Source organism: Algicola sagamiensis DSM 14643 (assembly GCF_000374485.1).
GTDB classification, from domain to species: domain Bacteria; phylum Pseudomonadota; class Gammaproteobacteria; order Enterobacterales; family Alteromonadaceae; genus Algicola; species Algicola sagamiensis.
The window spans coordinates 1-13,873 of record NZ_KB894497.1 but is presented as its reverse complement, the minus strand read 5'-3'; the positions used below and the strand labels follow the sequence as shown (position 1 = coordinate 13,873).

The following is a 13,873-nucleotide window of genomic DNA, read 5'->3' as shown; positions in this document are numbered from 1 at the left end:
TGGTCTTAGAGGTAAAAAAATGGATGTCTATTTAGTTGGTGGTGCAGTTCGAGATTCACTATTGGGTCGTCAAGTTACTGAAAGAGACTGGGTTGTTATCGGTGCAACCCCGGAAGAAATGCTTTCCAGTCATTTTCAACAAGTCGGAAAAGATTTTCCGGTATTTCTTCATCCAGAAACAAAAGAAGAATACGCACTGGCAAGAACAGAAAGAAAAACAGGCCATGGCTATAAAGGGTTCACCTGTTATGCAGAACCAAATGTCACATTAGAAGAAGATTTGCAACGTCGTGATTTAACGATCAATGCCATTGCACAAGCCGCAGATGGGACGCTTGTTGATCCCTATGATGGGCAAAAAGATCTTGAGAATAAAGTCCTTCGTCATGTTTCAGAAGCTTTTGCAGAGGATCCTTTACGTGTGCTTCGTGTCGCTCGATTTGCTGCACGATATCATGAATATGGCTTTCAGATTGCACCGGAAACAGAAATTTTGATGAAACAAATGGTCAATACGGGAGAGCTTGAACATCTGACCCCTGAGCGGATTTGGAAAGAGTTCGAAAAGACATTTACAGAAAACAATGCTGCCGTATTTGTTCAAACTCTTCTGGACATTGGCGCGCTTGAAGTGTTTTGTCCTGAACTCGCTCAATCCTGGCAACAGTCTACACAAGAGCGGTTAAACTATGCTGAATCACGGCAATTCAGTGCAACATTACGTTTAGCGAGTCTATTTCAAGATTTAGGTTTTGATATTCAAGATGGAAAATCCGCGCGACTGACTGCAGCCTCGGAAAAACTAAGAATGCCAAAAGAGGTGAAAGATCTCGCTCAATTTACAGCACTTTATACGCAGTTCTTCCAGCAGAAAACACCGTTCACTGCAGAAAAAGTACTGAAGATGCTCAATAGTATTGATGTCTGGCGAAAAGAAGAACGATTTGATGATGTATTGAAGTTATGCCAAATCACTGAAAAGAATATTGAAAGTCTGCATACAAAGATGATTAAAGCCTGTTATCAAGCAGCACTTACAGTCAATGTCCAAGATGTGATCAAAGACGGATTCGAAGGTGTTCAAATTAAAAAGGAGTTGGAAAAAAGACGGATCAGCAAAATCAATGAGGCTTTGTCCGAATCAGATGCGCTGACTTAAGTCAGCGCAATCATTAAAAACAATGCCGCGGCTAGTAGAAGTCGATAGATGACAAAAGGCATCATGCCAATGCGCTCAATCCATTTCAAAAACAAATGAATACAAGCATAAGCACTGAGAAAGGCAACCAAAACCCCCGTCCCCATAATTGTCCAGTTCACCGGGTCAGTACTTTTTGCCAGCTTCACTGACTCCAATCCGCCCGCAGCAAGAATGGTCGGAATAGAGAGCAAAAATGAAAACCGAGCGGCCGCCTGTCTGTCCAGACCCAGTGCTAGTGCTGCTGTAATTGTCACTCCAGAGCGTGACGTCCCTGGGATTAAAGCAAGAACCTGAGCCAAACCAATCCAAAGTGCATCCTGCCATTTCATTTGCTGAGTCGTTCTTTCTCGTTTCCCTTTGATATCAGCCAAGCCCAATAACAGACCAAATATCAGTGTAGTCACTGCGATAACCGAAGCTGAACGCAGATTTTCGGATATCCAGTCGTGTGCAATAAAACCAATAAGACCCGTCGGGATTGTCCCAAGGATAACTAACCAGGCAAGGCGGCTATGTTCATCTGAGTATCCCGTGAAAGATCGGCACCAAGAAACAAACATCTGATAAATTTCTTTACGGAAATACCCCATCACCGCCATCAGCGTCCCGATATGAAGTGCGACATCATAGGCTAAACCCTGTTCAGCCCACCCCAGAACTTCCTTTGGCAAGATCAAGTGGGCTGAGCTGGAAATTGGTAAAAACTCTGTGAGTCCCTGTATCAACGCAAGTACAATTGCTTCTAACCAATTCATATCTTTTTCTTCTTATTTTGATGCATTCGATTTACGCGCTTTGTGGCCACAAGAATTCTATCGGCCAAAGCGACTGCTTTGATTTCTCGTAGGCTTGCCACAATTCCTCCATCGTCTGGCCAACTTGCGGGTGTTCTAATGATGGCGCCAGTTCTTGTAATGGAAGTAAAACAAATGCATTTGTCAGCACTTCGTCTCTGGGAAGAGAAATTGGTTCCTGACATACAACATCATCATACAGTAATAAATCCAGATCGAGTGTTCGCGCACTAAATTTTTCGCCACCACGAACTCGGCCATTCTTGTCTTCAATTTGTTTTAAAATCGAAACCACTTGTTCAACTGAAGCATCCGATTGGGCTTCAACCACAAGGTTATAAAAGTTTTCACCTTCAAAACCAACCGCTTCGGATTCATAAACTTGGGAGAATTTCAGCCCTTGAAAAGCTTGATTCAAACCATGGAATGCCTGATTTAAATAATGTTCCCGATCGATATTCGTGCCAATACTGATAAAAATACGTGCCATGGACTTAGCTTCTCTTCCGACAAATTTGAACACCGACGGATGCTGCATTGTGAACCGCACCTGGTTTTCGTAGTGTTATTGTGACTTCATGGACAGAAAACTCATGCAAAATCAATGCTGCGACTTTTTCGGCCATCGTTTCTATTAATTCAAATGTATGTGTTTTGGCAAATGTCGTTACTCGTTCAGACACAGCGGCATAATCCAAAGCCAGATGAATATCATCCTGTGCAGCAGGACATGCGTTGTCCCATGCCATATTAATATCAAACAATAATTGTTGGCGTATTTCTTTTTCCCATTCGTAAACACCAATCACCGTGTCTACTTCAAGCTGTTGAATAAATACTCTATCCATCCCGTGACTTCTTATGATGAAAACATTACTATGAACTTTCAGGTCGGATAACATGCAAGCGCAAAAAGCGTTATCCTACCCGTCTATATGGGGACTGCTTCTGAAAACCGGAAAGCGTTGGCAATACTAACCCAAAAAACAACCTTGAGAAACACTAATTCATGTTCTTGTCGCTCATCATGATTGTCCTGGCCTATCTCTGTGGTTCACTCTGTTCCGCTGTGATTGTCTGCCGTGCTTTTGGACACCCTGATCCACGAACTGACGGCTCAAACAATCCTGGTACAACCAACGTTTTAAGGATCGCGGGAAAAGGACCTGCTGCTCTTGTATTACTTGGTGATGTATTAAAAGGAACGATACCAGTCTGGCTTGCTTATTTTTTTAAACTTGAGCCGATTGCACTTGGGTTTGTCGCTTTAGCTGCTTGCATCGGGCATATTTTCCCATGTTTTTTCGGCTTTAAAGGCGGTAAAGCTGTCGCAACAGCACTTGGCGCTATGTTTCCAATCGGCTGGTCATTAGCGTGTTTGCTCCTTGTGACTTGGCTTTTCGTAGCATTGATTACTGGTTATAGCTCTTTAGCTGCCGTTGTGACTTTTGCACTCGCACCTGTATATACATTCTTTATCAAACCCATGTATACCATTCCTGTTCTGATGCTCGCAGTATTGATCATCGCCAGACACAAGGAAAACATTGCTCGTCTTTATCTGGGGAAAGAAAGCAAGATCTGGGATAAAGGGAAAAAGCTAAAAGAATAAAAACAAGCATGGAAGGCGTGACATTAGCACGCCATTCAATCAGGGGGTCATGATATGAAACGGCATCAATATTAAAGCGGCGGTAATTCATTGATTGGCCAACGAGGACGCGCTTTTACTGCCAGATCTAATGTTTGACCCGCTTTTAATCGCGCTAAACCTGCGTAAGCTATCATTGCACCGTTATCTGTACAAAATGCAGTCCTTGGATAGAATACTTTTCCGTTTAGTTTTTCCATCATCACCGCCAGTTGTTCACGAAGGCGTTGATTTGCACTCACTCCACCAGCAATCACCAGGCGTTTCATTTTCGTCTGTTCCAGTGCGCGTTTACACTTAATCGCCAATGTATCAACAACTGCCTGTTCAAATGCAAGCGCGATATCAGCCTGTGTTTGCAGATCATCGCCTTCCTTCGCGATTGTATTCGCAGCGAATGTCTTCAAACCACTAAAGCTGAAATCCAATCCTGGACGATCAGTCATCGGACGTGGAAACTTAAAGCGCCCTTCCGTTCCTTGTGTTGCAATTTTAGCGAGTAACGGGCCACCTGGGTAATCGAGACCAAGCAACTTCGCTGTTTTATCGAACGCTTCGCCAGCTGCATCATCGATCGATTCACCCAAAATCTCATACTCACCAATCGCCTTTACTGCAACCATCATCGTATGCCCGCCTGAGACCAGCAAGGCAAGAAATGGAAATTCAGGTTTGGTATCTTCCAACATCGGCGCCAGCAGGTGCCCTTCCATATGATGCACACCAACAGCCGGAAGTTTCCAAGCGTAAGCGAGTGATCGCGCAATACTACTACCGGCGAGGAGTGCGCCGACCAGCCCTGGGCCCTGAGTAAATGCAATGCCATCTAGATCAGTATGCGATAGATTGGCTTCTTTTAATGCTGCTTGAATGAGTGGTAAAGTCTTGCGAATATGGTCACGGGAAGCGAGTTCTGGAACGACACCACCATAGTCCGCATGCAGTTTGACCTGACTATAAAGTTGGTGCGCCAGTAAACCTTCTGCCTCAGAATAAATCGCGACTCCGGTTTCATCACAGGAGGTTTCAATACCTAATACACGCATACCACACCTTCACAGCCATTATCATATTTCATACAAAGAGCGCGATTTTACATCCCTCAAAACATTTTCTCCAGCTTTTACGTAAGACAACTTTACATTACATGATGATTCAGATTAGAATACGGCACCATTTTTAATCAACTGACTAGAATTAGTTCAGAATCGTCTGGTATCGACTGGAACTAATTTATTTACTGAGGTGATGATTTAATGCCAGTAATCAAAGTAAGAGAAAACGAACCGTTTGACGTAGCACTTCGCCGCTTCAAGCGTTCTTGCGAAAAAGCAGGTATCCTATCAGAAGTTCGCCGTCGTGAATTCTACGAGAAGCCAACTGCTGAGCGTAAGCGCAAAAAAGCTGCTGCTGTTAAGCGTTCGCTTAAGAAGCTGGCTCGCGAAAACGCACGTCGCGTAAAACTTTACTAAGCAATCAAGGACCCATTTCATGAGCCTTCTAGAGCAATTAAAAGATGCTCAAAAGTCTGCGATGAAAGCCAAGGACAAAGCTCGTCTTGGTACGATCCGTATGGTTTTGGCTGCAATCAAGCAGGTTGAAGTCGATACGCGCAAAGAGTTGAGTGATGAAGATGTCACAACTGTTTTGACCAAACAGGTCAAACAACGTCGTGACTCAATTGAACAATTCGAAAGTGCAAACCGTCAGGATCTTGCAGACGCAGAAGCCGCTGAGCTCGCTGTTTTGGAAGAATTTCTTCCAAAGCCTCTGACTGAAGAGGAAATCAACGCACTGATCAAAGATGCGATTGAAAAAAGCGGTGCCGCATCCATGCAGGAAATGGGCAAAGTGATTGGTTTGCTAAAACCACAAATGATTGGCCGCGCCGATATGGGTAAGGTCTCTCAGCTGGTCAAAGCAAATCTGAGCTAATCAAGATCTGCTTATAAATATTTGCCGCCGCGCTCCGGCGTGGCAGCAATTCTCTTGCCCAATGTTCATTCAACTCTGACATTGAGGTCACTTTGACAGGAAGAATTCCACGCCACTTTATCGACGAGTTACTTGCTCGAATAGATATCGTTGATCTAATTGACCAGCGCGTTCCACTCAAACGAGCTGGAAAAAACCATCAAGCTTGTTGTCCATTCCATAACGAAAAATCACCATCTTTTACAGTCAGTCAAGAAAAGCAGTTTTACCATTGCTTCGGATGTGGTGCACATGGCAATGCGATTAGTTTTCTCATGGAATATGAGAACCTAGAGTTTGTCGATGCTATCGAGGATATTGCAGGTCAACTCAATTTAGAAGTTCCTAGGGAGCAAGGCGCACAAAATTATTCGAAAAAGCCCAAAGGCACACCGGATGATTTCAGCTTAATGGAAAAAGTATCCCGTTTTTTCCAGCAAAAGCTGAGTCAAAACCAAACTGCGCTTTCCTACCTCGAACAACGAGGCATTGAGTCACATATTATTCAAAAGTTTGAGCTAGGCTTTGCACCGAATGACTGGGATCAAGTTTTAAGAACGTTCGGAACACAAAAAGACACAACGCAGTCACTCCTTGATCTGAAGCTCATCACAGAAAATGATCGTCGCAAGCGTTACGACTTTTTCCGCAATCGGATCATGTTTCCGATCCGAGATCGCCGTGGCCGAATTGTCGGCTTTGGCGGCCGTGTTTTAGATAATTCAACTCCCAAATACCTAAATTCACCAGAGACCCGGATATTTTACAAAGGCCAAGAGCTATATGGTCTATTCGAAGCCAGAGAGAGTAAGCACCAGCAATTAGACCGTGTCCTTATTGTCGAGGGCTACATGGATGTGATTGCTCTTGCTCAGTTTGGAATCGATTATGCTGTTGCGTCCCTTGGTACCAGTACGACTTCCGATCATTTGCAACGCTTGTTCAGAAGCGCAAAGCAAACAGTTTGCTGTTATGACGGAGACCGAGCAGGAAAAGATGCAGCTTGGAGAGCACTGGAGAATGCCCTGCCCCAACTGAAAGACGGGACAGACTTACGTTTTCTCTTCTTGCCTGATGGGGAAGACCCTGACTCTTTGATTCAAAAAGAAGGTCAAAGCCAGTTTGAAGAACGGATCAACAATGCTCAGCCTTTTACACAGTTCTTTTTTGATAAACTTCTTCAGGATGTCGACATCACGACTGAAGCTGGCAAATCGATGCTATTCGCACAAAGCCAACAACTGATTGAAAAAGTACCAAGTGATTTTTATCGTTTGGAGTTGCTTGAAAAGCTTGCACAGTTACTTGGTAAAGAAGTCCAGCAGCTGGATCGTTTCTTTAAAACAAAGTCTGACAAGCCTGTTTCTGCCCCGAAACTAAAGATCACACCAATGCGACGTGTCATTGGATTACTCGTTCAACATCCTAGTTTGGCAAAAACTGTTCCTTATAACCCCTCTCTGGTCAACACAAAACTCCCTGGGATCGAGCTTCTCTTGGACTTACAAGCGGTCATTTTACAAAAGTCATCTGTCAATACCGCTCAGATACTTGAATATTATCGTAACACCCCACATGAGTCTGCGATTGCGCGCCTAGCTGGATGGGTGCATGAAGTGTCAGATGACTCCCTTGAAAAAGAGTTTAGCGAGACCTATCAATTCATTGAAGATGAATGCTTAAATCATCGTGCTGAAAACTTATTGTTAAAGGCAAAGCAAGGCAGCATCACACCAGAAGAGCGCCAACAGCTCAATTTAATTTTGCGGGCTCTTAACCAAAATAAAAGTGAAGCCAACGCTCAATAGTAACCAGTTCATGACCCACATGATTTGAACGAGGCTTTACGTCGTTTTTGCTAAACTATAAAACGTATCTGATCGGTGATGGAACTGTTTTCAGTTCTCTGTTATAATGCGAAATTCACTGCGCCGTACGTATTTGTTGAACCAACCAGGTGGAAGAGAATCTCTCTATGGACCAATCTCCTCAGTCGCAATTGAAATTGCTTATTGCAAAAGGTAAAGAGCAAGGTTATCTGACATTTGCAGAGGTCAATGACCACCTGCCTCAGGATATCGTTGATTCCGACCAAGTAGAAAATATTATCAGCATGATCAATGATATGGGTATTCAGGTTTGCGAAACCGCTCCTGATGCTGATGATTTGATGATGCAGGAATCAACTGCCGATGAAGATGCCGCAGAAGCTGCAGCACAGGCACTTGCTAGTGTAGAAAAGGAAATCGGACGTACTACAGACCCAGTGCGTATGTATATGCGTGAAATGGGAACTGTCGAACTCCTGACTCGCGAAGGCGAGATTGATATCGCAAAGCGTATTGAAGAAGGCATCAACCAAGTTCAGGAGTCTGTCGCTCAATATCCTCAAACGATTTCGTCCTTACTTGCTCAGTGGGATAAATTTGAAGCAGAAGAGGTTCGCTTAAGCGACATTATCTCTGGATTTATTGATCCCAACGAAATTGATGATTCACCTGTTTCAGCCACTCACATCGGCTCTGAAGTTCCGGAGGAAGAACTTGCGGACGAAGATGAAGACCTGATGTCGGATGACGAAGAAGGTGAAACGGAAGAAGATACAGGCCCAGATCCTGAAGAAGCCCGTGAACACTTCCAAAATCTTCGAGCACTCTACGAAGAAGTTTTAAAATCGACAGAGTCGAAAGGGCGCGACCACGCAGACACAATGCAAGCTATTCAGGAACTGAGTGAGAGCTTCCGTTGTTTCCGTCTTGTCCCAAAACAGTTTGATAATCTCGTCGATAACATGCGCAAAATGATGGATCGTATCCGTACTCAGGAACGTATCATCATGAAGTATTGTGTCGAACGCGCAAAAATGTCGAAAAAAGCATTTGTTCGTGAATTTGCCAATAACGAAACTTCCATCGCATGGGTTGATGCGCAGATTGCAGCAAATGAAAAACACTCGGCAAAACTCGCAGAATACCGTGACGAAATCGAACGTTGTGTCCAAAAGTTGATTGCAATTGAATCAGAAACAGGCCTTTCTGTTGACCGTGTCAAAGACATCAACCGTCAGATGTCTATCGGTGAAGCAAAAGCGCGCCGTGCGAAAAAAGAAATGGTTGAAGCAAACTTACGTCTTGTTATTTCTATCGCGAAAAAGTACACCAACCGTGGTCTTCAATTCCTTGACCTGATCCAGGAAGGAAATATCGGCCTCATGAAAGCCGTTGATAAGTTTGAATACCGCCGTGGTTATAAGTTCTCAACTTACGCAACTTGGTGGATCCGTCAGGCGATCACACGTTCAATTGCCGATCAAGCAAGAACAATCCGTATCCCAGTTCATATGATCGAAACGATCAATAAGCTGAACCGTATCTCTCGCCAGATGCTTCAGGAAAAAGGCTATGAGCCAACGCCAGAAGAACTTGCAGAGCGAATGATGATGCCGGAAGACAAGATCCGCAAGGTACTTAAAATCGCAAAAGAGCCAATTTCGATGGAAACACCAATTGGCGATGATGAAGATTCGCATCTTGGCGATTTCATCGAGGATGGAACGATTGACTCACCAATTGATTCTGCCACGATGGAGAGCTTACAAAATGCAACACGCGAAGTCCTCTCAGGCCTTACAGCAAGAGAAGCAAAAGTACTTCGCATGCGATTTGGTATCGATATGAACACGGACCATACGCTGGAAGAGGTCGGCAAACAGTTCGACGTTACCCGTGAACGTATCCGTCAGATCGAAGCAAAAGCATTACGCAAGCTTCGTCACCCATCACGTTCTGAGCAGCTCAAAAGCTTCTTAGACGAGTAATTGATTAAGCCAGGGCACTTAAGCTCTGGCTTTTCTCTATTTCCCCCTTCTGCCTCCCTAAGTCTCCCCTTTTGTTAAACAAAAAAGAAATTGTATACAAATCAGGAACTAGCTGTTTATCTTCGTGTTTTTACTGGAGAAATTGTCAACACCTCTTATAATTTACCCACTGTTAACAACGGGAAGACCAGCTTATGACACGCGCCTCGCTCGCCCTAACAGCAGTACTGCCACTCATTTTTTTTACACCAAATATTCTGGCTCACTCTGAGCATGGAAAGCCCAAATATGTTGCGCCGGATGGCATTGATAAGGGAAATTGTGCACAAGCAGAAACACCATGTAAAACCATTCAATATGCGGTGACAAAAGCCAACAAGGGAGACCGGATCATTTTAAGTGCCGGGACCTACAAAATTCAGGATACTGATACTCTACTGCACTTGCTCAGTGAAATTGTTCCAATTCAGCCTGGCTATGATATTCAAAGTCAGTATCGGACAACAGAGTCACAAAGAAATGTCGTGACCCTCGTTGGGATCCCACCAGAATATATCGCACCACTTGCTCGAAAAGGCTTTGATGTGATCGTGGATCAAAAGTCGAAGGACACCACTGATATCGCAGCAAAAATGACAGAGCTCTCTGCAATGAAGGAGGCTCAGCGAAACATCACATGCGAAAATGGTAAAGCAGGCCAGTTTACCTGTAAGAATATCGATCTAGTCTCTCATGTTCCCTTAAGTGAGTTTGAAGTTAACCCAAGTGCAGCCAGCGATATTTGGGGGCATCACGATCTGAATAATGGCCGTGAATATGCCATTATCGGTTTGAGAAATGGTGTCGGAATCGTGGATGTAAGTACACCTGATGATCCGAAGGTCGTCACTTCCATTCCGAGTCAAAGTACAACATGGCGTGATATCAAAGTTTATCAATATTACGATAAGAAAGCAGGGAAGTGGTTTTCTTATGCTTATGTCACCGCAGATGCGGCGTCTGTTGGTATGATGATCATCGATCTCAATAAACTCCCTTCTTCTGCAGATGTCATCAAGCTTGATACCACAGATATTCGGGCGCATAACATTTACCTTAGTAATGTTGAATACGGATTGAACGTGGCACTGGATGAGTCCCAGCCCTATCTTCACTTGGCAGGTATGTCTCTCTCTGGTGGTGCCTTCAATACCTATGCCCTGAACTCTCCTGCGGCTCCGACACTTCATTATCGGGCAAGCCATAGCAACCGAAGCGAATATAGCCATGATGTATCTTCATTGACGATTTCGGATTCGAGAAAAAGCCAATGTAGTAGTGCCAGCGACTACTGTGAAATCTTCATGGATTTTAATGAAGAAGAAATTTATCTCTGGGATAAATCGAACAACGCATCACCAAACAAGCTCAGCACAACGACATACACAAATGCAAGCTATGTTCACTCCGGGTGGTGGTCCGAAGACCGTCTGATGATGCTGGTTCATGATGAATTGGATGAAAGTAACCATGGCTTAAATACGACATTACGAATTTTCGATATGAGCGATCTGACGAACCCAAAACTCATCAAGGTTTGGCAAGGCCCAACCAAAGCGATCGATCATAATGGCTTTGTACGCGGTAACCGTTATTACATGTCCAATTACGCACGCGGCCTAACTGTTCTGGATATCACCGACCCAGAAAATACTTATGAAGCAGCACATTTTGATACCTATCCACCCAACGACAACACATCCTTCAATGGCGCATGGGGTGTTTATCCGTACCTCCCAAGCGGAAACATTCTTGTCAGTGACATCCAGGGGGGATTATATGTCTTGAAGGAACAGGCAGAAGATCAAAGCAAGCTCAGCTTTTCCAAGAAGATTTACCAGACTGCTCGGGGGAATACCCTAGAGATCAGTGTCAATCGGACTGGTTCTGCAAACCAAGCGATCACTGTCGGCTATGAAGCGATTGCGGCAGGAGCAAGCACAAAGGACTATTCGACAACAAAAGGAACGCTTTCTTGGGCCGCAAATGATAGCGAACCAAAACGTTTTACGATTCAGATCACCCCAGGATTAAATCCGCTGACCAAAAGAACATTTGTACTGCGCTTATTCAATCCACAAAATGGCGCACGCCTCACAATACCAAACTTGGCAACCGTTGAAATCAAAGGTGGTATGCCACAAATTGGTCGTATTGAGGTACAGGATGCCAGCTTAAGAGCATTGGAGACGAATGAAAATGCAGAAATCCAGCTATCCCGGTTGGGGGGCAGTGAAGGTGCTGTGACAGTCAACTGGCAAGTTGAAGCTGTTTCCGCAACTCTATCACAAGACTTCTCCAGCGCTTCGGGCACATTACAATGGTCAAATGGGGATAGCGAGTCAAAGCGCATTCTTTTACCGCTCGTCAATGACAGCGAAAAAGAGAACGCGGAGTCGTTGAAAGTCCATCTCAGCACTCCCTCAGGTGTCGACCTTTCGGATAAGACTGTTTTAGTCACCATTGCGGATGATGAGTCCAACACAGCACCCAAGGTGACTGCAAGTGTGAAAGAGTCCAATAACCTGCTGACATTCAGCGCGGTTGCAGAAGATGATCAGGATACACCACTGACCTATCAATGGAAGCAGATCTCTGGTCCAACGATCAGCCCGGATTCGCTTACAAAAAGTAGCATTCACGCAGTCTACACCGGCAGTGAAGATGTGCAGTTTCAGGTAACGGTTTTCGATGAATTTGGTATACAGGCCAATAGCCAAGTCGCATTTAATGCACAAACAAGAAAACAAGGACTTGCAAGTGACTCTGACGACAGCGGTTTATTCTCGCAAAGCCTCTTGATCAATCTCATGATTTTGCTGGGATTACGTCAAGCAGAAACAAATCCGTCTAAATCGTAAACAATCAAACACATTCACCCCGATTTTCCGATGTTTCGGGGTGACATCCCCCCAATAAATCCGATATACTTGGCGCCGTCTTGGAGTTTACCTTCCTGTACGGCCCCTTAGCTCAGTTGGTTAGAGCAACCGACTCATAATCGGTAGGTCCCCAGTTCAAGTCTGGGAGGGGCCACCACCTTTCCTTAGTATTCAAGGGCTTGCCCTTTTTCTTACGTTCCTAAAATTAGTGTCACATACAGTGTCACAAGGCCAAAAGTGTCACATTCGGGTCACATCAGACCAGATTGCAATATTTTTGTCATGGGTAAAAAGCCCTCGAATTGAGAGCTTTTTCAAGTGAATTTAATGATGACCGGATTCAAATTGCGATTTAATTTCGTTCAGTAAGATGTGAATTGCTGAGGACCAGTCTTTCCCCTGCTCTGCTTGTCGCAATAAAAGCTCTTGGGCGGCTTCTGCCAAGTTTACGATATCAATGCTAGGGTGATCCAATTGAGAGAGCTGTTGCAGTTGCTCCTGAGTGTACAGTGTTTGAGTGGCCATGATGACCTCCTTAGATTTTTTTCGAATTACCACTTAACTGCGTGGATGCCAGGAGGTTCGAAACGGCTCTAAGAAACCGCGGACGTATTTCCCCGTAAGGTGTTTTATTAGTCGCCCTCCCGGCGCTGTGATTATACCAAACAACAGGCACAAAAAAACCAACACTCACGGGGTTGGGTATTCCGTCTTAGAGAGGTTTCGACGCCTCAGAAGTGAGCATAAATTAGGAACAGCTTTCTTTGCAACCCTTTCTTGTCAAAAAATGTCCAATCGTGTCAAAACGTGTCCAAATTTTGACACGGTGTAAGGTCTCTAAAAGTCTCTCAGAACCTTATACAACAAGACTTTACCTTACCCTCTCATGTCAGAAAGTGTGTCAAAATTGCGCAAAAATTTTCAAAACCCGGCAGGCGAGGAGGAGTGAATTTTTGAGTTTAGAGTGTGTTTGCAAAAGGCTGTAGAGGTAAGCTACCATGGCCATCCCTACCTATTAGAAACCCTATAAAATATGGAGGTTTGTAAATGAAAGATGCTTTAGATGCAATCAAAGCCGTTCCTGAACTTACAAAAGAAGTGTATTCTGACGGTGTTAAGGAAACCCTACAAGAAGCCAGTAACATTGGAGTAGATGCAGTCAAAACTATTCGTTTGGCATTATTCCCTATACAGTTAGCCGCAATGGCTCAAGATCGTTGAGCTATAGTCAAATCTGGTGTATGACATGATCATGCAGCATCCTGTTGATCATCCGACGTTACTTTTTCTCCATCCTTGAATTCGATCCCTGCAATGACATCCGCTAGAAGGCGGTAGCCTCTCAATCGACGCCATTTATTTTGTGCGGTTACCAGCAGCTTATAAGCCATCGCCAGTGTCGTTTTTCGACTGCCACAATGCTTACTTTTCGTGGTTCTTAAACGAACCGTCGCAAACACGGACTCGATTGGATTTGTCGTTCGAATATGTTGCCAGTGCTCCGCTGGAAAGTCG

At 44.4% G+C, this 13,873-nt stretch carries 14 protein-coding genes and 1 tRNA gene; 9 read left to right on the top strand and 6 right to left on the bottom strand.

The genetic code is table 11. The features are described from left to right. Positions 1-19 precede the first annotated feature (19 nt). Complete coding sequence (locus tag C505_RS0111410; RefSeq protein ID WP_026317905.1) at positions 20-1,159, top strand: CCA tRNA nucleotidyltransferase; 1,140 nt, start codon at positions 20-22, stop codon at positions 1,157-1,159. Here C505_RS0111410 and C505_RS0111405 read toward each other — a convergent pair. From C505_RS0111405 to folB, 3 genes are read right to left on the bottom strand one after another with little or no spacing between them, the layout of a single operon-like run. Further along, the gene (locus C505_RS0111405; RefSeq protein ID WP_018692742.1) at positions 1,156-1,956 is read right to left on the bottom strand and encodes an undecaprenyl-diphosphate phosphatase; all 801 of its coding nucleotides are present in this window, start codon (positions 1,954-1,956) and stop codon (positions 1,156-1,158) included. The two genes, C505_RS0111410 and C505_RS0111405, sit on opposite strands and share 4 nt — an antisense overlap. 31 nt (positions 1,957-1,987) lie before the next feature. Then, positions 1,988-2,485: a 2-amino-4-hydroxy-6-hydroxymethyldihydropteridine diphosphokinase gene (gene folK, locus C505_RS0111400; protein ID WP_018692741.1), complete on the bottom strand. Its 498-nt coding sequence runs from the start codon at positions 2,483-2,485 to the stop codon at positions 1,988-1,990. Between the two features lie 4 nt (positions 2,486-2,489). Then, positions 2,490-2,843, bottom strand: coding sequence for a dihydroneopterin aldolase (folB, locus tag C505_RS0111395; RefSeq protein ID WP_018692740.1), 354 nt, complete (start codon positions 2,841-2,843; stop codon positions 2,490-2,492). Positions 2,844-3,004: 161 nt separating this feature from the next. Between folB and plsY the strand changes: the two genes are divergently transcribed. Beyond that, the gene (gene plsY, locus C505_RS0111390; protein ID WP_018692739.1) at positions 3,005-3,607 is read left to right on the top strand and encodes a glycerol-3-phosphate 1-O-acyltransferase PlsY; all 603 of its coding nucleotides are present in this window, start codon (positions 3,005-3,007) and stop codon (positions 3,605-3,607) included. A gap of 71 nt (positions 3,608-3,678) precedes the next feature. On the opposite strand, the gene tsaD is transcribed toward plsY, so the two are convergent. Then, positions 3,679-4,692, bottom strand: coding sequence for a tRNA (adenosine(37)-N6)-threonylcarbamoyltransferase complex transferase subunit TsaD (gene tsaD, locus C505_RS0111385; RefSeq protein WP_018692738.1), 1,014 nt, complete (start codon positions 4,690-4,692; stop codon positions 3,679-3,681). A 210-nt stretch (positions 4,693-4,902) separates the two neighbouring features. Between tsaD and rpsU the strand changes: the two genes are divergently transcribed. From rpsU to C505_RS0111355, 6 genes are all read left to right on the top strand, one after another. Next, positions 4,903-5,118, top strand: a complete 216-nt coding sequence (gene rpsU / locus C505_RS0111380) for a 30S ribosomal protein S21 (RefSeq protein WP_018692737.1) — start codon at positions 4,903-4,905, stop codon at positions 5,116-5,118. A gap of 19 nt (positions 5,119-5,137) precedes the next feature. Next, a complete protein-coding gene (locus C505_RS0111375; RefSeq protein ID WP_018692736.1) occupies positions 5,138-5,581 on the top strand; it encodes a GatB/YqeY domain-containing protein in 444 nt (147 codons plus the stop codon). A 92-nt stretch (positions 5,582-5,673) separates the two neighbouring features. Then, entirely contained in the window at positions 5,674-7,428 is a 1,755-nt protein-coding gene (gene dnaG / locus C505_RS0111370) for a DNA primase (protein ID WP_018692735.1), read from the top strand. Positions 7,429-7,577: 149 nt separating this feature from the next. After that, complete coding sequence (gene rpoD, locus C505_RS0111365) at positions 7,578-9,437, top strand: RNA polymerase sigma factor RpoD (protein ID WP_322786044.1); 1,860 nt, start codon at positions 7,578-7,580, stop codon at positions 9,435-9,437. Positions 9,438-9,631: 194 nt separating this feature from the next. Continuing rightward, positions 9,632-12,337 carry a choice-of-anchor B family protein gene (locus C505_RS0111360; protein WP_018692733.1) on the top strand — a complete coding sequence of 902 codons (2,706 nt, stop codon included), beginning with the start codon at positions 9,632-9,634 and terminating at the stop codon, positions 12,335-12,337. Between the two features lie 101 nt (positions 12,338-12,438). Further along, positions 12,439-12,515 (top strand) — tRNA-Ile (locus C505_RS0111355). Positions 12,516-12,682: 167 nt separating this feature from the next. On the opposite strand, the gene C505_RS0111350 is transcribed toward C505_RS0111355, so the two are convergent. Next, positions 12,683-12,883, bottom strand: coding sequence for a hypothetical protein (locus C505_RS0111350; protein ID WP_018692732.1), 201 nt, complete (start codon positions 12,881-12,883; stop codon positions 12,683-12,685). A gap of 522 nt (positions 12,884-13,405) precedes the next feature. Between C505_RS0111350 and C505_RS24335 the strand changes: the two genes are divergently transcribed. Continuing rightward, the gene (locus tag C505_RS24335; RefSeq protein ID WP_018692731.1) at positions 13,406-13,579 is read left to right on the top strand and encodes a hypothetical protein; all 174 of its coding nucleotides are present in this window, start codon (positions 13,406-13,408) and stop codon (positions 13,577-13,579) included. A gap of 29 nt (positions 13,580-13,608) precedes the next feature. Here C505_RS24335 and C505_RS22160 read toward each other — a convergent pair. Beyond that, positions 13,609-13,873, bottom strand: a 265-nt coding sequence (locus C505_RS22160) for a transposase (RefSeq protein WP_018692730.1), incomplete at its 5' end; no start/stop codon positions are given.